Origin of the sequence: Kiloniella laminariae, from assembly GCF_027214005.1 — a bacterium.
GTDB classification, from domain to species: domain Bacteria; phylum Pseudomonadota; class Alphaproteobacteria; order Kiloniellales; family Kiloniellaceae; genus Kiloniella; species Kiloniella laminariae_A.
Map to the genome: position 1 here is coordinate 67,366 of NZ_JAPWGY010000008.1, position 22,287 is coordinate 89,652.

At 50.1% G+C, this 22,287-nt stretch carries 19 protein-coding genes; 10 read left to right on the top strand and 9 right to left on the bottom strand.

Annotated features, from left to right (window positions below; genetic code table 11):
* Position 1 precedes the first annotated feature (1 nt).
* Entirely contained in the window at positions 2-751 is a 750-nt protein-coding gene (tcyN, locus tag O4H49_RS17225; RefSeq protein WP_419715237.1) for an L-cystine ABC transporter ATP-binding protein TcyN, read from the top strand.
* Positions 752-757: 6 nt separating this feature from the next.
* Here tcyN and O4H49_RS17230 read toward each other — a convergent pair whose 3' ends face one another.
* Positions 758-1,336, bottom strand: a complete 579-nt coding sequence (locus O4H49_RS17230; RefSeq protein WP_269424683.1) for a GNAT family N-acetyltransferase — start codon at positions 1,334-1,336, stop codon at positions 758-760.
* A 187-nt stretch (positions 1,337-1,523) separates the two neighbouring features.
* Here O4H49_RS17230 and cysE point away from each other — a divergent pair, with 187 nt between their 5' ends.
* A complete protein-coding gene (gene cysE, locus O4H49_RS17235) occupies positions 1,524-2,327 on the top strand; it encodes a serine O-acetyltransferase (RefSeq protein ID WP_269424684.1) in 804 nt (267 codons plus the stop codon).
* Positions 2,328-2,450: 123 nt separating this feature from the next.
* Here the strand turns inward: cysE and O4H49_RS17240 are convergent, their stop codons facing one another.
* Positions 2,451-2,852: a MerR family transcriptional regulator gene (locus tag O4H49_RS17240; RefSeq protein WP_269424685.1), complete on the bottom strand. Its 402-nt coding sequence runs from the start codon at positions 2,850-2,852 to the stop codon at positions 2,451-2,453.
* A gap of 125 nt (positions 2,853-2,977) precedes the next feature.
* Here O4H49_RS17240 and merF point away from each other — a divergent pair, with 125 nt between their 5' ends.
* Together merF and O4H49_RS17250 are read left to right on the top strand one after the other, a co-directional pair.
* Complete coding sequence (gene merF / locus O4H49_RS17245; RefSeq protein ID WP_269424686.1) at positions 2,978-3,211, top strand: mercury resistance system transport protein MerF; 234 nt, start codon at positions 2,978-2,980, stop codon at positions 3,209-3,211.
* On the top strand, positions 3,208-3,438 hold the full coding sequence (locus tag O4H49_RS17250; RefSeq protein WP_269424687.1) for a GDCCVxC domain-containing (seleno)protein: 231 nt from the start codon (positions 3,208-3,210) through the stop codon (positions 3,436-3,438). Before merF ends, O4H49_RS17250 begins: the two co-directional genes overlap by 4 nt.
* Here O4H49_RS17250 and O4H49_RS17255 read toward each other — a convergent pair.
* Complete coding sequence (locus O4H49_RS17255; protein WP_269424688.1) at positions 3,435-4,310, bottom strand: MurR/RpiR family transcriptional regulator; 876 nt, start codon at positions 4,308-4,310, stop codon at positions 3,435-3,437. The two genes, O4H49_RS17250 and O4H49_RS17255, sit on opposite strands and share 4 nt — an antisense overlap.
* A 181-nt stretch (positions 4,311-4,491) precedes the next feature.
* On the opposite strand from O4H49_RS17255, the gene O4H49_RS17260 reads away from it, so the two are divergent.
* From O4H49_RS17260 to O4H49_RS17280, 5 genes are all read left to right on the top strand, one after another.
* Positions 4,492-5,325, top strand: a complete 834-nt coding sequence (locus O4H49_RS17260) for an N-formylglutamate amidohydrolase (protein ID WP_269424689.1) — start codon at positions 4,492-4,494, stop codon at positions 5,323-5,325.
* A gap of 1 nt (position 5,326) precedes the next feature.
* Positions 5,327-5,836 carry a TRAP transporter small permease subunit gene (locus O4H49_RS17265; protein ID WP_269424690.1) on the top strand — a complete coding sequence of 170 codons (510 nt, stop codon included), beginning with the start codon at positions 5,327-5,329 and terminating at the stop codon, positions 5,834-5,836.
* Positions 5,836-7,155 (top strand): TRAP transporter large permease, encoded by a 1,320-nt coding sequence (locus O4H49_RS17270; RefSeq protein ID WP_269424691.1) that lies wholly within the window; start codon positions 5,836-5,838, stop codon positions 7,153-7,155. The genes O4H49_RS17265 and O4H49_RS17270 overlap by 1 nt, the downstream gene beginning before the upstream one ends.
* A gap of 177 nt (positions 7,156-7,332) precedes the next feature.
* Positions 7,333-8,388, top strand: coding sequence for a TRAP transporter substrate-binding protein (locus tag O4H49_RS17275; RefSeq protein ID WP_269424692.1), 1,056 nt, complete (start codon positions 7,333-7,335; stop codon positions 8,386-8,388).
* 74 nt (positions 8,389-8,462) lie between these two features.
* The gene (locus O4H49_RS17280; protein ID WP_269424693.1) at positions 8,463-9,833 is read left to right on the top strand and encodes a glutamine synthetase family protein; all 1,371 of its coding nucleotides are present in this window, start codon (positions 8,463-8,465) and stop codon (positions 9,831-9,833) included.
* Positions 9,834-9,951: 118 nt separating this feature from the next.
* Here O4H49_RS17280 and O4H49_RS17285 read toward each other — a convergent pair whose 3' ends face one another.
* From O4H49_RS17285 to O4H49_RS17300, 4 genes are all read right to left on the bottom strand, one after another.
* A complete protein-coding gene (locus O4H49_RS17285; protein ID WP_269424694.1) occupies positions 9,952-10,635 on the bottom strand; it encodes an FMN-dependent NADH-azoreductase in 684 nt (227 codons plus the stop codon).
* Between the two features lie 112 nt (positions 10,636-10,747).
* On the bottom strand, positions 10,748-11,632 hold the full coding sequence (locus tag O4H49_RS17290) for a LysR substrate-binding domain-containing protein (RefSeq protein ID WP_269424695.1): 885 nt from the start codon (positions 11,630-11,632) through the stop codon (positions 10,748-10,750).
* Between the two features lie 92 nt (positions 11,633-11,724).
* Positions 11,725-13,812 (bottom strand): sensor histidine kinase, encoded by a 2,088-nt coding sequence (locus O4H49_RS17295; RefSeq protein ID WP_269424696.1) that lies wholly within the window; start codon positions 13,810-13,812, stop codon positions 11,725-11,727.
* Entirely contained in the window at positions 13,809-15,245 is a 1,437-nt protein-coding gene (locus O4H49_RS17300; protein WP_269424697.1) for a sigma-54-dependent transcriptional regulator, read from the bottom strand. Before O4H49_RS17300 ends, O4H49_RS17295 begins: the two co-directional genes overlap by 4 nt.
* A gap of 427 nt (positions 15,246-15,672) precedes the next feature.
* On the opposite strand from O4H49_RS17300, the gene O4H49_RS17305 reads away from it, so the two are divergent.
* Positions 15,673-17,412: an OFA family MFS transporter gene (locus tag O4H49_RS17305; protein WP_269424698.1), complete on the top strand. Its 1,740-nt coding sequence runs from the start codon at positions 15,673-15,675 to the stop codon at positions 17,410-17,412.
* Positions 17,413-17,508: 96 nt separating this feature from the next.
* Here the strand turns inward: O4H49_RS17305 and O4H49_RS17310 are convergent, their stop codons facing one another.
* Both O4H49_RS17310 and O4H49_RS17315 read right to left on the bottom strand, forming a co-directional pair.
* Complete coding sequence (locus O4H49_RS17310; protein WP_269424699.1) at positions 17,509-19,404, bottom strand: PhoX family protein; 1,896 nt, start codon at positions 19,402-19,404, stop codon at positions 17,509-17,511.
* A 210-nt stretch (positions 19,405-19,614) separates the two neighbouring features.
* The gene (locus tag O4H49_RS17315) at positions 19,615-21,939 is read right to left on the bottom strand and encodes a DEAD/DEAH box helicase (RefSeq protein WP_269424700.1); all 2,325 of its coding nucleotides are present in this window, start codon (positions 21,937-21,939) and stop codon (positions 19,615-19,617) included.
* Between the last annotated feature and the right edge of the window lie 348 nt (positions 21,940-22,287).

The following is a 22,287-nucleotide window of genomic DNA, read 5'->3' on the forward strand; positions in this document are numbered from 1 at the left end:
CATGATCGAGGTTAGAGACCTCCATAAAACCTTTGAAAAAAACGATGTTCTAAAAGGCATTGATCTTGTTGTAAAAAAGGGAGAGGTTCTGGCCATTATCGGGCCAAGTGGTTCCGGGAAAACCACACTTCTGCGCTGTCTGAACCTGTTGGAGACACCGTCCTCCGGCTCGATCCGGGTTGCCAATATCACCATTGATACGGCCCTTCCCCTGGCCAAACAGAAACGTGATATCCGCAAACTGCGCCAGCATGCCGGTTTTGTATTTCAGAACTTTAACCTCTTCCCGCACAGAACCGTGCTGGAAAACATTACCGAGGGCCCGATCATTGTTAAAGGCGAAGAGCCTGCTGTTGCCGAAAAACGTGCCCGCTATCTCTTAAAAAAAGTCGGAATGGCCAACAAGGAAAGTGCCTATCCTTCTGCTCTTTCCGGTGGCCAGCAACAGCGCGTTGCCATTGCTCGTGCCCTGGCCATGGAACCCGACGTCATCCTGTTTGATGAACCAACCTCGGCTCTTGATCCAGAGCTGGTTGGCGAAGTGCTCGCCGTCATTCGCAACCTGGCCGAAGAGCACCGGACCATGATTATCGTTACCCACGAAATGGCCTTTGCCCGTGATGTCGCTGATCGGGTAATTTTCATGGCCGAGGGACGTATTGTCGAAGAAGCCCCGGCAAAGGAATTTTTCTCGGATCCGAAAAAAGAGCGCACGAGAAAATTTTTGAAAAAAATTCTGGAAGAAGCCTGAGTTACATCAAAATGTTTTGGAAAAGGTTTCTAGATCTGCTGTTGAATACTCATCGGATAAAATCGAATAGAAAACCTCATCCCACCAGCTGCCGTCTGCACGTGGGATACACTGTCTGAAATACCCCTCTCGTCTCATACCTATCTTCTCCATAATCCGCCATGAACCCAGATTTTCAGGGTGAGCCTTTGCAACAATCCGGTGCAAATTCATATTTATGAAACCATTTTTTACCAAGGCCTTAGCAGCTTCCGTCGCGTATCCCCTCCCCTGGTAGTCTGGCAATATAAGCCAGCCGATTTCCCAGGTCCTCTCCACATACCAAGGGTGAAAGGTCATTTCCCCCACGACGACTGTTGAAAACCTGTCTTCAATGATAAAATCTCTGGGATTTTCAGCACAACAACAGGCAACATATTCGCTGTGCTCTCTATCGCTATAAATACCCGATACTGTCCATTTCCGTAACTCGGGTGCCTGAGACATGGCTCTGGAAAGTTCCAGATCATCCTCCCGATATCGGCGAATTCTCAGGCGATCTGTTTCAAGCGGCAGATGCTTCAGAAAAAGGGTGTTATCAGGCATCTATTATTCACTTCAACCTTATTAAAAACATTTTACTTGCTTTGTAATCTATTAAAAGCTGCCCGACCTTCCACTTAAGAACAATGATGAAATACCTCCGATCACAAAAAATCATTTAAAAAATACCCCCGTGATCATATATGATATCTCTGAGGCAAACCCTGACAGTACAGGAAAAGGAAGCATTATGGCCCATACAGCAGAGAAAACAGATCCAAGCGATCTGATCTGGTCCTATATCAGGAAAGAGGCCGTGGAGATGGTTGAGAGCGAACCCGTTCTTGCTGGTTTTCTCTACTCCACAATGCTCAATCACGACACTCTGGAACAGGCTTTGAGTTATCACCTGTCCCAGAAACTCGGGAACACCGCTGTCCCCTCCATATTGTTGCGACAGGTTTTTGATGAAGTACTGGCCTCTGATCCAGATATTATCGCAGCAATCCGCGCAGATATTCTGGCGGTTTTTGAACGGGATCCGGCCTGCACCAGCCACCTTGAGCCTCTGCTCTATTTCAAGGGGTTTCATGCCCTGCAGTGCTATCGGATTGGCCATTGGCTGTGGAACAACAAACGCAAGCCACTGGCGCTTTTCCTGCAAAATCGTATTTCAGAGGTCTTCTCGGTAGATATTCATCCCGCCGCTAAAATCGGACAGGGGATAATGATTGATCACGGTACCGGTGTCGTGATCGGCGAAACCACCGTCATCGAAGACAATGTCTCGCTCTTGCAGAATGTCACTCTCGGCGGGACTGGCAAGGAAACCGGAGACCGCCATCCGAAAATCAGACAAGGTGCATTGATTTGTTCTGGTGCAAAAATTCTCGGGAACATCGAAGTCGGTGAATGTGCCAAAGTCGGGGCTGCATCTGTTGTCCTGCAGAATGTCCCGGCCCATTGCACCGCGGTTGGCGTACCAGCCAAAATTGTCGGCAGCTGCTGCCCGCAACCGGCCAGGGAAATGGATCAGAGTCTGCCTCTGGACTGAGCCCCCTTTCTTCTCCTTCAGTAACAAAGCCCCGGACAATAATGGTCCCGGGGCTTTGTTTATCAGAATTCCCTTTTGGTTGCAGCCAGAGAAAATCCTAACCAAGACAGGATAAAGAAAGTTTTATCCTGCCTGGTCTGCAAACAAATCCTTGAGCATGGGACACTCGTTCTTCCCAGTGTCACAGGACGCCACAAGTTCTTTCAGCGCAGCCTGCATCCGCTTCAGATCAGTGATCTTATTCTGAACCAGTTCCAGGTTCTTCTTGCCGATAGCCCTGACATCATCACATTTTTTTGCACTTTCGTTCGACAAATGCAGCAAAATCTTGATATCGGAAATGGAAAAGCCAAGTTCGCGACAGCGTTTGACAAAGCGCAATCGGCCAATTTCCATTTTGTTATAAACACGACGCCCGCTGCGGGATCGGCCTGCCCTCGGGACGACACCTTCCCGCTCGTAATATCTGATTGTCTCAATACCAACCCCGCTCAACTTCGAGGCCTCTCCTATAGTTTGTGACATCAAGCCTTGCTCCTGTAGTGACTACAGGAATTATAATCCCGTTATGGCCCGGTTCAACAACAAATCATATTGGCAAGAACGACAGATAACAAAACAAGCCAGATCTCTTTTCGAGAGTGATGTTTATGGCATTTGCCAAAGAATTTCTGGAGAAATCAATGCAAAACAAACTGCTTAAAGTTGGCATAGCTGGAACAGTTATAGCAGCGCTCTGCTGCTTTACACCAATACTCGTCATCCTGTTCGGGATAATAGGTTTGTCTACCTTTGTTGGGTATCTTGATTATGTACTCTTGCCGACACTATTGGCTTTCATACTTCTTACAATTTATGCTCTCTGGAAAAGAAACATACAATGACCCGTCTGACCTCAACAATCACCTGCCCGGCATGTGAACATGCTGAAACAGAGACGATGCCAACAGATGCCTGCCAATGGTTCTATGAGTGCAAGGGGTGTGGAAAGCTGCTCAAACCCAAAGCAGGAGATTGCTGCGTATATTGCTCTTACGGAACAGAGCCCTGTCCTCCCATACAAAAAGGACGCTCTTGCAGCTCTGAAGATTCAACCAGATCCGCAGTCTAGATAAACTTCTTGAACATCTTGGTCTGGTCGAACAGCTCTTCCAGGATTTTCATCCTGTCTTTGGTTTCATCCCAGGTTTCATTCTGAACAGCTGCAATAACGGCCTCGACCAGAAAGAGCGTCACCACAAGGGAATCCCATGCCGATGGCACTTCAATCCGGGAATTCAGGCTATGCGTGGCAAACTTGCCAGCAGGAGATCCCCATTGATCGGTAAAGAGGATAAAAGTCACGCCGCGGGACTTGGCAACTTCAGCCAGTCTGAGGATATCGTGTTCATAGCGGCGAATATCAAAAGCGACAAGAACATCCCCCTCTTTCATATTCAGAACATAATGCGCCCAGGTGTTCGAATTTGGCGCCATAAGGGTCACACCACTGCGCATCACCTGCATATGAGTGAAAAAGTGATCCGCCATAGACCGGGTAATCCTTCCGCCCACAGCATAGATATCACGTTTAGGATCAGACAACAGCTGGGCCACAGCATTGAAATCTGTCGGGTTAATTTGCCTGAGGGTCTGTCTCATATTCTCCATGACCGCCTCCGCAAAGCGATTCAGAATATGGGTTCCCGGGGCATTCTCGGCCCAAAGGTCATGTTTGTTGATCGGATTGGATATTGTTGCCTTGAGTTCGCTATGTAGCTGGGCCTGCATCTGCGGAAAACCGCCAAAGCCAAGTTTTCGCGCCATACGGGCCACTGTTGGTGTGGATACACCAGATGTTTCTGCAACTGCCGTAATGCTTCCCAGTCCGGAAACAGGATAGTCTTCCAACATGCAATTGGCCAGTTGACGCTCTGCACGTGTCAGATCTTCAAACTGCTGACGTATACGTTCTGCTACCGTCAGATTCTCTGCGTCATCCATGCCCATTTGTTCCGATCTTTTCGGATTTCAACCCGGTTTTTCTCTATCTGCGCCTACTTTAATCACAAATGTACGATTTTCTCCACAATTATATTACAAGAAATTATCTTTTCAGAAAATATCTTGACTTTAATTCTATATCTGAAAATATATTTTCAAAAATAAGAACAGGGGTACAGATTTGTCGACTGAGTCTCATAACGCAGAAAACACCGGATCTAACGACAGTGTGGTTGAAACAAGCAACCTTGCTGGGTCGGGTGATTTCCTTATTGTCTGCGAACATGCCTCAAACTACATTCCACCAGCTTATAAAAACCTGGGTTTGGATGAAACAGTACTCAAAAGCCATGTTGCCTGGGATCCCGGTGCGCTGGCTGTTGCCCAGGCTTTGTCAAAAGCTCTTGATGCCCCTTTGGTGGAACAGAAGCTCTCTCGCCTGATTTATGACTGCAATCGCCCACCTGAAGCTGAAAATGCCATGCCAGCGCAGAGTGAAATCTTCACGATACCTGGTAACTGCAACCTTTCTCAGGCTGATCGGGATGTGCGGACAAAGACTGTCTATTTTCCCTTTCGTGAAGCCTTGGCAACCTGTCTTGATCATCTCCAGGCCAGGGGAAAATCGCCTGTTGTAATAACCGTCCATTCCTTCACCCCTGTCTATAAAGGGGTCAAGCGGGATGTGGAAATCGGCTTCCTGCACGATCAGGATGATATCTTTGCCAAAGAACTGATAAAGACTTTTGCCGCAGAAACGGATAAATTCGTTCTACGTCTGAATGAGCCATACGGTCCTGCGGATGGCGTCACGCATACCCTTACGGAACACGCTCTGCCCCGCAATCTCAGGAATGTCATGCTGGAAATCAGAAACGATCTGATATCTGATCAGGAAAGCCAACAGGATATGGCTACAATTCTGGCACAGGCAATCCTGCAGGCTGAAAAAACTCTTGGGAAACACAAAAACCATACAGCTCCCACAACAAAACCGATAAAAACGGGAAACTGAAATGCTCAGTATAATAAGATCCTACGTTCGAGCCGTGGATGCGCTGAACCGGTTTACAGGGCTGGTGACAATGCATCTCATCTTCCTGATGATCGGTCTCCTGCTCTATTCTTCAATCTCACGAACTCTGTTTGACACCCCCGTCAACTCTGTCGTGACAATTTCCCAGTTTCTGATGTCCGCTTACTATCTGCTTGGCGGCGGTTTCTCTATGCAAGAAAACGCGCATGTCCGTATGGATCTGTTCTACAGCCGCTGGTCATCGCGCAGAAAAGCCGGCACCGATGCCTTCACCTCAATCTTTCTGGTGTTCTATCTGGTTGTGCTCATGATCGGTGCCATATCAAGTTCAGTTTATGCCGTCAAAACGGGGCAGGCTACACGTACACTGGTCCCCTATCCCCTTGCCCCCATCAGGATCATCATGACAATCGGAATTTTCCTGATGCTGTTACAGGCAACTTCAGCGTTCTTTAAAGACCTGGCAAAAGCCAGAGGAGTAACACTTTAATGAGTTACGAACTAATCGCATTACTGATGTTCTCCACAATGATGGTCATGATGTTGACCGGTCAGCGTGTCTTCGGTGCTATCGGATTTGTCGCTGCAGTTGCTGCAATCCTTCTCTGGGGTCAGGGCGGCGTGGAAATGCCCTTTACCGCAACATCAAAACTGATGAGCTGGTATCCACTTCTGACACTTCCCCTGTTTGTTTTCATGGGATATATGCTGTCTGAATCAGGGATCGCCAGTGATCTTTACAAGATGTTCCATGTCTGGATGGGGCCCCTGCATGGCGGCCTTGCCATCGGAACAATCTGTCTGATGGTTCTCATTTCCGCGATGAATGGTCTCAGTGTTGCCGGTATGGCCATTGGAGCCACCATTGCCCTGCCTGAAATGCTGCGCCGGGGCTATGACAAGGTCATGGTCACAGGGGTGATCCAGGCAGGGAGTTCTCTGGGTATTCTTGTTCCACCAAGTGTTGTTCTGGTACTTTATGGCATGATTGCCAGGCAGCCTGTTAGTGATCTCTGGCTGGCGGGGGCGATCCCCGGCCTGATGTTGGCCGCTATGTTTGTCATCTACATCGTTGTGCGTTGTCGCCTGCAGCCAGAGCTGGGACCTGTGCTGGCCAAGGAAGAGCGAGACATTCCCATGCGGGAAAAACTGGCACTTCTCAAAGCAGGAATCCTGCCTCTGCTGATCTTTGTCTTCATGACCGGTTTCTTTGTCGCGGGCATTACCAGTCTGGTAGAAAGTTCAGCTGTCGGTGCAACAGCAGCCATGCTTGCTGCAGTATTTCGCAGACGCCTGACAATGAAAGTCCTGGAGACTACCATTCGCCAGACCCTGGGTATCAGCTGCATGTTCATGTGGATTATCTTGGCTGCCCTCGCCTTTGGCGCTGTATTTGACGGCCTTGGTGCTGTTAAGGCGATCGAAAGCCTGTTTCTGGAAAAGTGGGGCCTGAGCCCTTGGGAAATCCTAATCCTGATGCAGCTGTCTTACATCGTGATGGGCATGTTCCTGGATGACACCGCCATGCTGGTGATTGTTGCCCCACTCTACATTCCATTGGTGATGAGTCTTGGTTTCAACCCGATCTGGTATGGTGTTCTCTATACCATTACCGTTCAGGTTGCCTATATGACACCTCCCTTTGGCTATAACCTGTTCCTGATGAAGGCAATGGCACCGCCAGAAATCTCGTTGGTCGATATTTATCGCTCCGTGATTCCTTTCGTCATCATCATGATCATAGCGCTGGTGGTTGTTATGTCCTTCCCGCAGATCGCTCTGTGGCTGCCAGAATATGTCAAGTCTTGACGCCTGCCACCCCTGGGCCTCCACATGGCCCTCACCCTGGCGGGAAAATAAAGACAGAACGAATACAGGAGGTTAAAAAGAATTTAGGTGCAGATAGTCAAGAAAAACTGAAAGAGCTTAAGGCCATCCGGATATGTTGTCCGGTGATAAACAAGTTGAACTAGGGAGTAAGAAATTATGACGAATAACAGACGCGAGTTTCTGAAAAAAGCAGGTCTGGCGACCGTTGGTGCCGCAGGCGCTACAACACTGGCAGCACCTGCTGTACATGCTCAGTCTACAATCAAGTGGCGCTTGCAGACTTATGCTGGTCCAGCATTGGGTGAGCATGTAATCAAGCCAGCTATTGATGCTTTTAACAAAGCAGCCAATGGCGAGATGGTTATTGAGCTTTATTACGCAGATCAGCTGGTTCCAACGGGTGAACTGTTCCGCGCCATGCAGAACGGTACAATTGACGCCGTGCAGAGTGATGATGACTCTATTGCTGCTCCTGTTGATGTATCTGTCTTTGGCGGTTACTTCCCCTTCGCAACCCGCTACAGCCTGGATGTTCCTGTACTGTTCAACCAGTACGGCCTGAACGAAATCTGGGAAGAAGCCTATAACGAAGTTGAAGGCGTGAAATGGCTTTCTGCTGGTGCCTGGGATCCTTGTCACTTCGCGACAAAAGATCCGATCAACAGCCTCGCAGACCTGAAAGGCAAGCGTGTCTTCACTTTCCCGACTGCCGGACGTTTCCTGTCCCGCTTTGGTGTCGTGCCAGTAACACTTCCTTGGGAAGATATCGAAGTTGCCATGCAGACGGGTGAGCTCGACGGGATCGCCTGGTCAGGTATCACCGAAGATTACACTGTTGGCTGGGCTGACGTGACCAACTACTTCCTCACCAACAACATCTCCGGTGCATGGTGTGGCTCCTTCTTTGCGAACGAAGACCGCTGGAACGAAGTTCCCGAGCACCTGAAAACCCTGTTCAAGCTCTGCATGGACAGCTCGCACTACTATCGTCAGCACTGGTATTGGGGTGGTGAAGCACAGCTTCGTACCGAAGGTACAAAAATGCAGCTGACCACTATTCCTGATGAAGAGTGGGCAACTGTTGAAGCCGAAGCCTACAAGTTCTGGGACGAAATCGCCGAGACCAGCGATCGTGCCAAACGCGTGGTAGATATCTTCAAAAAGTATGCAAAAACCATGGAAAAAGCTGGCAAGCCTTACCGCTACAGCTAATCCGGATCTGCTTGTCACAGCCCGGTTATCGGGCTGTGACATCCTTTTAAAACACCTTGGAATAAGAGAATACTATGTCCGGCAATCTTTCCTTTGAAGACCTGAAACGAGCCGTCTCCAGCGGCGAGATTGATACCGTTCTCGTCTGTCAAGTCGACATGCAGGGCCGCCTGATGGGCAAGCGTTTTCACGCTGACTACTTTGTCAAAGGCGGTTATGTAGAAACCCACAGCTGTAACTATCTCCTTGCAACCGATATGGAGATGGAAACCGTAAAAGGCTATAAATCCACCAGCTGGGAAGCCGGATATGGTGACTATGTCATGAAACCGGATCTGAGTACCCTTCGCCGGGTTCCCTGGCTTGAAGGGACTGTTTTTGTCCTCTGTGACACCCTTGATCATAACACGCACGAGGAAGTACCCCATTCTCCGCGCGCCATTCTCAAGAAGCAGGTTGCGCGTCTCGAAGCCATGGGCATGAAAGCCTACATGGCCTCAGAGCTGGAATTCTTCCTTTTTGAAAACTCCTACGAAGAAGCCCAGAAAGACGGGTACCACAAGCTGGAAACTCTTGGGAAATACAACGAAGATTACCACATCTTCCAGACCACCAAGGAAGAAGGTGTCATGCGCGCCATCCGCAACGGCCTGCACGATGCCGGTATCGTGGTTGAATGCTCCAAAGGGGAAGCTTCTGCAGGACAGGAAGAAATCAACGTCAAGTACGATGATGCAATCAATTCAGCAGACAACCACGCCTTCATCAAAAACGCCTGTAAGGAAATTGCCTGGCAGAAAGGCAAAGCCCTAACTTTCCTGGCAAAGTGGCACAATGATGCCGCGGGTAGTTCTTCGCATGTGCACCAGTCGCTCTGGTCCGCGGACGGCAAAGAAGCCCTGTTCCATGATCCGAAGGCCGAATACGGCATGTCTGAGTTGATGCGCCACTACGTGGCAGGTTTGCTGCACAATGCCAGCGATATCACCTATTTCCTCGCGCCCTACATCAATTCCTACAAGCGTTTTGCCGAAGGAACATTCGCCCCGACAAAAGCGATCTGGAGCAAGGACAACCGCACTGCCGGATATCGGCTTTGCGGAGATGGCACCAAGGCAATCCGTATCGAATGCCGCGTTGGTGGTTCTGACCTGAATCCTTATCTTGCCATGGCCGCCCTGCTCGCAGCCGGACTTGACGGGATCGAGAACAAACGCGAGCTCGAAACAGAATTCAAGGGCGATGCCTATAATTCTGAAAAAGCACGCTCCATTCCGAATAACCTCCGGGATGCTGCCGTGGCCCTTAACGAGTCCAAAATGCTCCGGGCTGCGATGGGGGATGACGTGATTGATCACTACACCCACGCTGCCCGCTGGGAACAGCGGGCCTTTGACCGCCGCGTCACCGACTGGGAAGTCGAACGCGGCTTTGAAAGGGCATAATATTTACCCTGCTTGCAAAAGCACAACTTACGTCTGAAACCGCCGCCTTCCAAAACAAATGAGCGAACCAGACGCCAGCCCTCACCCGAAACGGTGAGGGCTTTTTTTTATTCAGAAGTCAGGAATCAACAGAAATGGCTGCGGATAATAGTTTTTCTGCCAGCCTCTCCGCTTTTTTATGCGCTTTATCTACAGACAAAGCATGCCGATCATCGGAAAATTCCTGATATTCTGCACTAATTTCAAAAACTTCCTCGACGCCAAGATAAGCCTGAAGAGTTTTTATATGCGGCCCAAGATGGTTCATTTTTTCTCTGATACCACCTGGACAGAAACCAAACTCGCCACTGGAGGTGATAAGAACAAGTTTTTTTCCCGATAAAACCGGTTTCAGGGGATAATCCCCACGTGCAAGATCAAAGGAAAAGGTTTTATCTATCCGAATAATCTGGTCAAACCACGCTTTCAGCGCGGCAGGCATCCCATAATTATACATCGGGGCAGAAATAACGATCAGGTCAGCCTGGACCAGCTCATCAATCAGGCTGTCGGATAATGCCAAAATCGATTTCTGTTCTTCTGTACGCAGTTCTTCCGCAGTAAAAACGGCTGCAACCCACTCATTACAGATGAATGCAGGAGGATTCATCCCAACATCACGTCGAATGATCTTTGTATCTGTGGAACCATTCATCCAGCTCTTGATAAAAGAATGAGAAATTGACCTGGAAATAGAATTATATTTCTGCACCTGATTATCGGTCTTTCTGACACTTGCATCAATTTGCAATATCGTTGTCATGACGGCTCCTTAAGTCATTAAGTTGATAACAAACCAACATTGACCGGCACGTCATCTTTCTACAAATGAGTACAATTCAGGCATAGATGAGAGAATTTCAGGTTTAGTTCGTCTACGGGATGACTTGTTTTTCCGCCAAAAGCCAATCCACGAACAAGCAAACATTCTTTTTCCGCTGACTGGCAGGAGAAACAATCACCCTGTATGAATACCCTGGCAAATGTGGCCCATCTATTTGTACAAGGTCAGATGCAAATTCATCCGAGTTAACAATCGTTTGGCTTAAGAGAGCAGCCCCATGTCCACGTTGCAAGGCATCTAATGCCAAATGGTATGAGTCAAAATCCATCCGCTTGTAGTGATGAAAATCTTCCTCTCGGCTCTGCTCAAACCAGATTTTCCAAGATGGCGCAGTCAGGGTTCGATTTTTCCATCTGACATCAATCAGTCGTTTGGATTGCATATCCGCAATATGAACCGTCTTGCCCTTGGAATTGACAAGACTTCTCTTGACGGCAGGTATGTAATGCTCCTGAAACAGAACCATATCCCCGGCACACTCACTCGGGACCGGGCCATATCTCACGGCAACATCAATCTCAGTCCCGGGCAAATCAACGCAGCTTTCCGATGTGAATATATTTACTGTGATCTCCGGAAATTGTTTATAAAAACTGGCTAAACGGGGCTGTAACCAGTAACGGGCAAACTCTCTTGTCGTACTGAGTGTAACTGTGTTGATATCAACCTTGCCATACGTCTCTTCAAATGCTCTTGCCAGGCTATCCATACCTTGCGTTACATCGGGCAGGAGGCTTTCCCCAAGCGCGGTCAAGGCGATATTACGCCCCGAACGCTCAAATAACTTGCAGTTCAGAAGATCTTCAAGCTGCCTGATCTGGTGGCTGATTGCGGTAGGCGTAACCGACAGCTCCTTGGCCGCACCGGAAATACTCAACAATCTTGCAGCAGCTTCAAAAGCTCTGATCGCGTTCAATGGCGGGAGACGTCTTTTCATGAAAATCCTTCCGATGCTAAATTACAAATCAAGCTATCGGTTTCATAGCAATATTTAAAAATATCTTCCCCTCATCCTTCCCGGCTCATCAGGATATCAACATCGTCCAGGCCTTCAATGACCTTTCCTTTTGCTGGGCGGAACCAGATAAAGAAACAGCTGCCTATGCCGGGGCGAGAGCGAACTTCGATTTCAGCCTTATAGCGCTGCAGAATACCGTAACTAACGGAAAGACCAAGGCCGGTACCACTGTTTCGTCCGGTGTAGAAGGGATCAAAAATCCGTGGCAGCACATCAGCAGCAATACCGCTTCCGCTATCGCGCACCACCAGCACAACACCCCGATCACGCCAGTTGCGTGAACGCAGAATAACCCGCCCCCCGGTCTCTGTGGCCTGGACTGCATTGACAATCAGATTGATCAGAACCTGCTGAAACTGCTGATGGTTGCCATCCACCGGACGTGAAGCCCGAAGATCGAGTTCCAGTCCGATTTTCTTGCGCTCCAGATCATGCTGTACCAGCACCAATGTATCTGACACAACCCGATTGATATCAACTGGCATGGCCTGGTTCTGGTAATCCGAGGGTCTGGAATACTGCAACAGATTGTTGATAATCGCGCGGATGCGATAGACCTGCTGGATCACCAGATCGGTTTCGCGCTTTACCGGACCGGCCTGCTCCCCCAATTCATCGATCATCAGGTCCATATTGCCCAGGATAACCGCAGTCGGATTGTTGATTTCATGGGCAATCCCGGCGGTCAGTTCGCCGATTGCCGCCAGTTTTTCCCGCGCCACCAGTTGCTCTCGCGTGCGGCTCAGCAGGGCAATATTGCGTTCCAGCTCATCTGTGCGGTTGCGCAACTGTGTCGTGCGTTCCGCGACCTTCTGTTCCAGACCATCCGCCGCAGACTGAATCTGATCGCGCTGTTCCTGCAACTGGTCCAGCATCACATCAAACTGCTGGGCCAGAATGGCAACCTCGTCTTCTGCCTTGATCCAGCCGATCCGTAGATCATCCCCCCTCTGAATGCGGGAAATCACCTTGGCCATGGCTTCAATCGGCCGGAAAATTGACCGGGCAACCAGCATGGCCAGAACAACCGAGAGCAACGTCACCGCAACGAAAAGCAGCAACAGCTTTTTCAGTCCTTCAAGATAGATATCCTTGAAAGGCGCCTCGAGAAACCCCGCATAAAGCATGCCGACCCGCTCGCCCCGGACGTCGAGAATGGCTTCATAAGCAGAGATATACCATTCACTGACAACAAAGGCGCGATCGATCCACTGTTCCCCCTGCTCCAATACCCTGTCCCGAACCTCTTCCGAAACGCGGGTGCCCAATGCTCTTTGACCAGGGGCCTCAAGCTGGCGCGGCACATTGGTGTTGATCCGGACGTCTTCCAGAAAAACCGTGATGGTTCCCAGACTGTCTTCGGCGAGGCTGCCTTTGCTGTAGACAATATCCCTGAGACGATCAACAAAGGCAAAATCCCGGTTGACCAGAACACCGGCAACCAGATAGGCCCTGACCTCTTCTTGTGCATTTCGTAACGGATAGTAGCTGTGCAGAACCATCCCCCGATCCTCGACAAGCCGCTCGGTCGGTTTGGCCCTGGGTGTTGGAATTAGAGGCAGATAGATCTGTTGTGGCAACTGAGGATCAATCGCCGCCAAATCATCACTGCTGAAGATCTCGACCCCGGTTACAGGCCCTTTTGTTTTTGCCTGTTGCAACAGAGGACTGGCTTTCATGTTACAGCGGGTTCTGTCCCAGTAATCGCACCCCCGTGTATCGGCCAGATAGACAAAATCAAAACCTTCTTTTTCGCGGAGTTCGTCCAGATGGCGGGCGACTTCCTGTATTTGTTGTTCGGTGCCAAGTTCTTCTGCCAGAGCCAGCTGAAAGCTATAGGATTCAGCCATCAAGCCCAGTCTGGAAAGGTACCCCTGCTGTGCCCGCAGAAAAGCTTCGTGGGCAACAGACAAATCCCCGGTCACCTTCATCAGCAACTGACGATAACTGATCTCGTTACTCCAGAGATACGCCATCCCAATCACTGTTGGCATCACAATCATGACCGGAAACAACACCAGAAAAAGCATTTTGTGGCGCAGGCTTCGCGTAATCAGGGTGTAAAGGCGCCTGATCATTTTTCCCCGCCTTGCAGCTCCTGCTGCCAGGCATAGAGTTTCCGGGTCAATGTCTTGCGTGAAACCCCAAGTATTTCAGCTGCACGGGTCTTGTTGCCTCCGGATCTGGCCAGAACTTTCTTGATATGATCTTTTTCAGCCGCCTCAAGCGTCCAGCTTGAAGGATAGCCAGCAACAGAATTTTCCTCTGCAGTTCCCGGCTTGAGCAGGTCTGTCGGAAAGCTGCCCAAAAGCAGGCAGCGTTCCACCATATTTTTTAATTCGCGAACATTACCCGGCCAGTTATAGGCTTCCAGCTCTCTGAAATCTTCCAGATCAAAAGGAACAACCAGCAACCCGAGCTGACGCGCCAGTGTGGTCGAGAAAAACTCAACCAGGGGCACGATATCCTCGCGGCGCTCGCGCAATGGCGGAATTGCCAGGGTCACCACATTCAAACGATAGAACAGATCAGCCCGAAAGCGCCCGTCATCTTTTTCTTTCACCAGATTACGGTTGGTCGCAGCCACAATCCGGACATCGACCGAAATTTCACGCTCTCCCCCGACAGGGCGAATAGACTTTTCCTCCAGAACCCGCAGCAATTTTGCCTGTAACGCCAGAGGCATCTCGGATATTTCATCAAGGAACAAGGTGCCGCCATCCGCATAGGAGAACAGCCCGTCCCGGGCCTGTTGAGCCCCAGTAAAGGCTCCCTTGAGATGACCAAAAAGCTCGGATTCAATCAACTCGGCTGAAATGGCCCCGCAGTTTACCGGGACAAAAGGACCTGTCCTTCCACTCTCCTTGTGAATAGCACTGGCCACAAGCTCTTTTCCCGTACCGGTCTCTCCCTCTATCAAAACCACCGAAGGACTTGGGGCAACACGAGAAATCAACTGACAAAGTTTCTGAAAGGGGGCACTGCGGCCAATCATGCCCTCTTTCGGATAAAAATTGTCAATGCGTCGCTGAAGGATAAAATTTTCCCGCAACAGGCGCCGTTTTTCCAGACAACGGCGCACAGTTGACATCATCTGTTCCAGACGAAAAGGTTTGAGGATAAAGTCCGAAGCACCAATCCGCAGCGCGTCAATGGCCTTATCCACATCGGCAAAAGCCGTCATGAACACGACATCTGATGTCCAGCCAGGCTCCACAATCGTCCTCAGCCAGTCAACGCCAGAATTTCCCGGAAGGCAGATATCGACAATCATCAGGTCGAAATGAACGCGTGAACGTAATTCGTCAGCCTCTTCGGCTGAGGCAGCAACTTCGACCAGACTGTAGGTCTTGCCCAGTGCCCGCTGCAGGAAGTCACGAATACCGGTTTCATCATCAACCACAAGAATGGAAAAACTGGTCTTGCTCTCCGCTTTGCCCGAAGCCGAGATCGTGCCTGTCTTCTTCCCGCCTATATCTGTTTTTTTTACCTTTTCGGCCTTATAAATCAAGCTTCCCCACTTTCCCGTTCTTATTATCAGAAAACAGAAACAACGCGCGCTGATTTTCCTGAATTTTCATCTGAGGCTACGCGCTTGATCCCTCTTTGTCATCTCTCCTTTGGTTGAAATACCGAGATCAAAACTGCTTGCTCTTTCTTGGCACTAAACAGAATTGGGTCAAAATGTCCCGCATTGATGTGCAGCCGGATCAGACTGTCCCGATCTATCTTTCCGATCAGTTTATTCAATAAACAAAATTGGCTTGAATGCTGGAAATCATGAATCTGGCATAGCAATTGCTCATTACGCCCTGATTTCATCAATTGAAATTTTACTGACCTCTTTAATGAAATCAATAACAGGGAAATCGCTTTGCAGATCGGAGTCCCGATCTCGATAAGGCGATTAAAACAAAATAATTGAGGAGAAAACACTCATGTCCGGCTTCATGGCCATGCTGTCCAAAGAGCGTATCATCGCCAGACCAGGGTTTAACCGCTGGCTCGTCCCCCCTGCTTCCATCGCCATTCATCTCTGTATCGGTTCGGTTTATGCATGGAGTATTTTCAACACCCCTCTGATCAAGGAATATGGCGTGGTTACCAGTGCCGCTGATGACTGGAGCCTCAGTTCTGTTGTCTGGATATTCTCAACAGCCATCGTTTTTCTGGGTCTTGCTGCCGCCATTGGAGGTAAATGGCTGGAACGGGTTGGCCCAAGAGCTGTTGGAGTGCTTGCTGCCTGCTGTTGGGGTGGTGGCTTCCTGATTGGCAGTATCGGGATTACAACCCATCAGCTCTGGCTGATCTATCTCGGCTATGGGGCGATCGGGGGTGTCGGGCTTGGCCTTGCCTATGTCTCCCCTGTCAGTACGCTCCTGCGCTGGTTCCCTGACCGCCGGGGCATGGCGACAGGTATGGCTATCATGGGCTTTGGTGGGGGTGCCATGATCGGAGCGCCTCTCAAAACCTGGCTTCTCGGTGTTTTTTATCAAGCGCCAGAATATCTGGGGAAGGTTACAGATATCAATCTTACTACCGAAGGCGGACGGCGTTTTGCCGAAATCGGCGGCACACCTGCCGAGGTTGTTATTGCCTCTGCTGCAGATATGGCGAAAATGCCCATCGCCGGGCCAGAGGGGGTCTATCTGGTTGGCACAGGAAACACAGGTGTTGCCAGTGTGTTCATTACCTTGGGTATTGCCTATTTCATCGTCATGATCCTTGCTGCTTTTTCCTACCGCATTCCTGCTCCCGGCTGGAAGCCCGAGGGATGGGAAGTTCCGTCAAAAGATCTTTCCAGCAAACGTATGATCACCCACGATGACGTCCATATCGATCAGGCAATCAAAACACCTCAGTTCTATCGCCTCTGGATTGTTCTTTGCCTGAACGTTACCGCCGGGATCGGGGTGATCGGGGTTGCCAAAACCATGATGACCGAAATCTTTGGCTCCACCCTCCCCGGTATTGTTGATGCCGGTTTTGCTGCTACCTATGTATTGATGATCTCGGTCTTCAATATGGTCGGGCGCTTTATCTGGGCCTCGTTATCTGACTATATCGGGCGCAAGAACACCTATCACTGTTTCTTTATTCTCGGGATGATCCTCTACCTCTCGATCCCCCTTGTTGCCAACCAGGTCAGCGCAAGTCCCGCCATCATGTGGCTGGTGCTGTTCTATGGTGCGACAATGGTGATTTTCACCATGTATGGTGGCGGTTTTGCGACCATACCGGCTTATCTCGCCGATGTTTTCGGCACTCTGCATGTCGGAGGCATTCACGGGCGCTTGCTTACTGCCTGGAGTACTGCCGGGGTTCTCGGGCCTTTTGCCATTACCTACTTGCGTCAGCGCTCCCTGGATGGTGCCCTCAGCGACCTTGCCGCCAAGGTTGATCCGGCAATATTTCAGGAAAAATTTGGCGCGGGAGTGGATAAACTCCAGGAACTAATCGCCGCGAAGACAGTGACCGTCGCAAAGTTGATGGAGATCGCCCCCGAAGGCACCCTTGACCCAACGCCAAGTCTGTACAACACAACGATGTATGCCATGGCAGCTCTACTGCTTGTGGCTTTCTTTGCCAACTTGCATGTCAAGAAAGTTGAAGAAAGACATCATGTACAGAACACCCACCCGGAATTCACCTCTCCCGGTGCTGGAAAAACGGCCTGATTTTCTGCCTTATAAAAATCTGAAAAGTTATTGTTAATACAAACACCCCGAACCATAGAGATAATGGTTCGGGGTGTTTCTGTCAGGCTCTAGATTTCAACCGATGACCGCACCATCGTCTCGGGTAACAGCAATAACCGATGAGCGGGGAACCGCAGAGCCTCCCTCCGGAAAATGACTGTTCCCTTCTTCACCCGGATGCTGGATCCCAACAAAAACTGTTTTGCGATCTCCGCTCCAGGTTATCCCCGTCACTTCACATTCTTTTGGCCCGACCAGAAAACGCTGAATTTCACCAGTTTCAGTATCCCCGATCAGCATCTGATTGTTTCCCATTCCAGCGAAATCTCCTTCATTGGAATATTTACCATCCGTCTGGATCCACAGCATGCCGTTATTATCAAAAGAGATGCCATCCGGTGAATTGAACATATTGTTGGCATTAACATTTTCAGACCCGCCATAGGCATCTTTGTGTACTGTCGGATTACCCGCCATTACAAAAAGATCCCAGCGAAAGCCCGCGGAAGTATGGTCTTCATTTTCCGGCTTCCAGCGTACAATCTGCCCATAAAGATTGGCTGCTCTCGGATTTGGACCACCAACAGCTGTCTCATCTCCGCCAGCATTCGGCTTTTTACCCCGGTTTTTATTGTTGGTCAGTGCACAATAGATTTCTGCCCGCTTTGGATGTGCGGCGACCCATTCGGGACGATCCATTGTCGTGGCGCCGACGGCAGATCCGGCCAAGCGAGAATGAACACAGACCTCTGCCTGAGATGCCATACCGGTTGTTTCTGGGGTCAGTTCCAGCCACTCTCCGGTTTGATCATCATGGAATTTGGCAACATAAAGCCGACCCGTTTCCAGCAGGTCACTGTTGTCTGCTCCCTGGCTATATTTACTTTCAGAAACAAAGCGGTAAATAAATTCACCCCGCTCGTCATCTCCCATATAGACCACGACATGCCCATCGTGATTGACCACGACCTCTGCATTTTCATGTTTGAAACGCCCCAAAGCGGTACGTTTTTTGGGCGTGGAAGAAGGATTACGTGGATCAAATTCAACAATATATCCCGCACGGTTTGGCTCGTTTGGGTTCTTGCTGATATCAAAACGTTCGTCTTCCCTGGCCCAGCCATAGCCCCAGTCTTCGTTTTTTACCCCATACCGTTTCAACTCTTCACTTGGTGAGTAGTTCTCGTCGCTGCTGGAAAAATAGCCATTGAAATTTTCTTCGCAAGCGAGATAGGTTCCCCAAGGCGTACGCCCATTTCCACAATTATTCCATGTTCCAAGTGAACGCGTACCTGTGGCATCGGCTGCTGTTTGCAGCAGTGCATGCCCCCGGGCCGGGCCTGTGATTTCCATCGGTGTATCGGCTGTGATACGACGGTTGAGATCAGAATCTTTTACAATACTCCATCTGCTGTTCTTCTGTGCAATCTCGGCCACTGTAATCCCATGAGCCGCTTTGCCCTTACGGATATCATCAGCCGTTTCAGGTAACTCGCTTTCCCGATTGCCATAGATAATGTTGCGGTTGGTATATTCATTGTTCACCACCAGGATATCCCGGCCATTCTCGGCAAAAAGCGCCATACCATCATTGTTATCGCCAAAGGCCAGTTCCTGACTTTCACCGGTTCCACGGGTTTTGTGATCGAAATCCAGTGATTTTGACCAAAGAGGATCCCCCCATTTACTGACAACGTGCCAGCTGTAACCTTTTGGGACGGTCACCGTATCCAGTGAATTGGCCGCAACAGGTTCAAAAGAAAATCGGCTGGATGCTTTGGCTTTTGTTGGAGTCAGAGCCGTCGTCCCGAGCACAAATGCTGCAGCTCCAAGGCCCAGACCAGCTCCAAGAAAACCACGACGGCTTATGGCCTTGTCGACGATCTGTTCAAAATCGGTTTGTTCTGGTCCTGGATTATGAAGCTCATCAAAATCATCAAAAGAAATCTGTTTTCTGTCTTTGTTTGTCATCGTCTTCTCCTGCGTACACCAACGTTTGCACATAAGTTGGTTTTGGGTTTTGTTGTTTCCCAAGCGGTACCCCGCAGCTGTTGCGCCGAGATGACATTTATAGGAAATATTTAAAACAGAAACAGGGCGAGAGAACAAATCCTGTCCCACCGCCCTGTTCTCAAATACCAATGCCCGTGTCCAACGTAAACCAGGCCCCATAAGGCCCATTCAGGCTTTGGGTTTCTTTCTCTTCAGGGTCGTCGAGCCCGTTTTGTCCTTTGCCTTCCGGGCAAACCCGGGCTTGCCTGCAGCTCCCTTGCCTGACTTGCCTTTTCCTGCACTGCCAGTTTTGTCGAACCGGGGTTTGCGGGTAAAGATTTCTCCCGCATCCGAAGGCCCCTCAGTTTCACTGGGCTGTGTTTTTTTAACGGGACGATCCGCCTTGCCAACTCCTGTTCTGGCAGCTCCCGGTTTTTTATCGCCACTCATGGGAGAAAACTCTTTCGCGGCTCTTGGCTTGTCGAAAGATTTTTTGGCTGGCTTACTGGACCGCTTGTTTGCAGAATCATAGTTGAGGGCAGATTTACTGTTTTTCTCTTCAATGTTCGATGCCAAAGCCTTCAGATCTACCTTGCCTGCTTTCACCGGTTCTTTTGGACGACGGTCGGCGCTCCAGCTTCCCTTGCCAAAATCTCTTTTTTCACTTTTGGCGTTGAAACTGTCCCTGAAATGGCTTGCCCCGCTCCGACCGGATTTTTTAGTCTCATCCGAACCATCTTCCCTCTCATGACGTTCACGTTTGCCACGCTCTTCGCCTCTGGAAGATCTGAAAGTCGCAACTTCATCGTCAGGCGTTCCCTCCAACCGCTTCACACTGATGGTTTTTTCCATCTTGCTGCTCGGTCCCAGGGCAGTAAAAAACTGATCAACAGAATCAGAGGCGATCTCAATAAATGATTCTGATTCATAAATCCGGATCGCACCGATTTCATTTTTGGTCACATGCCCGGCACGACACAGCATTGGCAATAGCCAGCGGGGTTCTGCCGTATGTTTACGTCCGACTGATACAGAAATCCAGACCCCGTCTGTAAAGTCCTGACGCTGCTTGCGCGGTACATCACTCTGTTCTCGATCGCGTCTGTCCTGACGATTGCCACGGTCATTTGAACTGCTCCGTTCTCCACGGTCGCTACGATCTCGCCCTTCTCGCGCCTGGCGAGGTTCAGGTGTATCCAGCAATTCTTCCGGAGCAGGCAGGCCAGCGTGGTTTAAACGGACCAGTGCCGCCGCAACCTGTTCAGCGCTATAACGGGAAAGCAACTCCTGAACAAAGGCCAGCTCGTCTTCCTTGACCGGCTCATTCAACGCCGGGTTTGCCAGAAAACGTTCACGATCCCGTTCAATAATATCTTCTACCGAAGGTGTCTTGGCCCAGGTTGCGACAACATTGGCATTATCCAGCAGGCGTTCTGTACGCTTGCGCCAGTTGTGCGGGACGATCAGCGCACTGACCCCTTTTCGCCCGGCGCGACCGGTACGTCCACTCCGATGCAATAAAGGCTCTGCCCCTTTGGGAATATCGGCATGTATAACCAGCTCAAGATTTGGCAGGTCGATCCCGCGTGCGGCAACATCGGTTGCAACACAAATCTGTGCACGGCCATCTCGCATGGCCTGTAACGCGTGGCTTCGCTGGGCCTGGCTCAGTTCTCCGGACAGAGCAACCACAGCAAAACCCCGATTGGTCAGACGGCTCGCCAGATGACTGACAGTCAAACGGGTCGCGCAAAACACAATGGCATTTTTGGGTTCATAATACCGCACCAGATTAATGATTGCATTTTCACGATCATTTGGCGCAACAGTCAGGGCACGATACTCGATATCCAGATGTTGTTTCTCTTCTGCTGCCGTCGACAAACGTACAGCATTGCGTTGATAACGCTTTGCCAGACCAAGAATAGAACGTGGCACCGTTGCAGAAAACAGCAACGTACGACGGTCTTCCGGGGTCGTATCAAGGATGTATTCGAGATCATCCCGAAATCCCATGTCGAGCATTTCGTCGGCTTCATCCAGCACCACAGCCCGCAAAGCCGTTACATCCAGAGATCCCCGCTCTATATGATCACGCAGCCGTCCTGGCGTACCGACAACGATATGAACGCCACGGTCCAGCTCTCGCCGCTCGCTGCGCATATCCATCCCGCCGACACAGGATGTTACAGACGCGCCAGTCATTTCATAGAGCCAGTCCAGTTCGCTTTTGACCTGCAGTGCCAGCTCACGGGTTGGTGCAATCACCAGAGCCAGAGGCACCTGCGCCCGGGAGAATCGTTCCGCCCCATCAAGCAGTGTTGGAGCAATAGCCAGCCCGAAGGCAACCGTCTTGCCTGAACCCGTCTGCGCCGAGACCAGTGCATCTGCATCAGCCAACTCGGGAGCCAGCACGGCCTGCTGTACCGGGGTTAAGGCTTGATAGCCACGTTTACCAAGCGCCTGCCCCAGTGGCGGAAGAACACCCTCGAAGTGTGCAGAAGATTCAGACATGTTTTTTCTTTCGGAACAGGAACAGGTGAGGCAGCAGGCTATGGGATATCCGTTAAGCTTTAGGGCTCTCATCTTTATTACATAGCACACGGTATTGCGCGCCACCTAGAACAAGCGCAAAAAGACAGGCTTATCCTCATTTTTCCACCAGAACACAGAACAGAGCTGTTCAATTTTCAGTTCAGTCAGTGGAAAGCAGAGCGACTTCTACTTCTTGTGAGGATTGATGTAAAGAGGACAGCGACTACCTTCAGGTCCAGGATCTGTTCAATCATTAATTCGCAGTATAAAAGCCAGTAACTTTTGCTTGATAATATTTCATGGCCTATTCTTTTCCGCCTGTAATTT

Excerpts from the sequence above, each read along its gene's own strand:
- tcyN (WP_419715237.1), top strand. The coding sequence starts at position 2 with ATGATCGAGGTTAGAGACCTCCATAAAACCTTTGAAAAAAACGATGTT.
- O4H49_RS17230 (WP_269424683.1), bottom strand. The coding sequence starts at position 1,336 with ATGCCTGATAACACCCTTTTTCTGAAGCATCTGCCGCTTGAAACAGAT.
- cysE (WP_269424684.1), top strand. The coding sequence starts at position 1,524 with ATGGCCCATACAGCAGAGAAAACAGATCCAAGCGATCTGATCTGGTCC.
- O4H49_RS17240 (WP_269424685.1), bottom strand. The coding sequence starts at position 2,852 with ATGTCACAAACTATAGGAGAGGCCTCGAAGTTGAGCGGGGTTGGTATT.
- merF (WP_269424686.1), top strand. The coding sequence starts at position 2,978 with ATGGCATTTGCCAAAGAATTTCTGGAGAAATCAATGCAAAACAAACTG.
- O4H49_RS17250 (WP_269424687.1), top strand. The coding sequence starts at position 3,208 with ATGACCCGTCTGACCTCAACAATCACCTGCCCGGCATGTGAACATGCT.
- O4H49_RS17255 (WP_269424688.1), bottom strand. The coding sequence starts at position 4,310 with ATGGATGACGCAGAGAATCTGACGGTAGCAGAACGTATACGTCAGCAG.
- O4H49_RS17265 (WP_269424690.1), top strand. The coding sequence starts at position 5,327 with ATGCTCAGTATAATAAGATCCTACGTTCGAGCCGTGGATGCGCTGAAC.
- O4H49_RS17270 (WP_269424691.1), top strand. The coding sequence starts at position 5,836 with ATGAGTTACGAACTAATCGCATTACTGATGTTCTCCACAATGATGGTC.
- O4H49_RS17275 (WP_269424692.1), top strand. The coding sequence starts at position 7,333 with ATGACGAATAACAGACGCGAGTTTCTGAAAAAAGCAGGTCTGGCGACC.
- O4H49_RS17280 (WP_269424693.1), top strand. The coding sequence starts at position 8,463 with ATGTCCGGCAATCTTTCCTTTGAAGACCTGAAACGAGCCGTCTCCAGC.
- O4H49_RS17285 (WP_269424694.1), bottom strand. The coding sequence starts at position 10,635 with ATGACAACGATATTGCAAATTGATGCAAGTGTCAGAAAGACCGATAAT.
- O4H49_RS17295 (WP_269424696.1), bottom strand. The coding sequence starts at position 13,812 with ATGATCAGGCGCCTTTACACCCTGATTACGCGAAGCCTGCGCCACAAA.
- O4H49_RS17305 (WP_269424698.1), top strand. The coding sequence starts at position 15,673 with ATGTCCGGCTTCATGGCCATGCTGTCCAAAGAGCGTATCATCGCCAGA.
- O4H49_RS17310 (WP_269424699.1), bottom strand. The coding sequence starts at position 19,404 with ATGACAAACAAAGACAGAAAACAGATTTCTTTTGATGATTTTGATGAG.
- O4H49_RS17315 (WP_269424700.1), bottom strand. The coding sequence starts at position 21,939 with ATGTCTGAATCTTCTGCACACTTCGAGGGTGTTCTTCCGCCACTGGGG.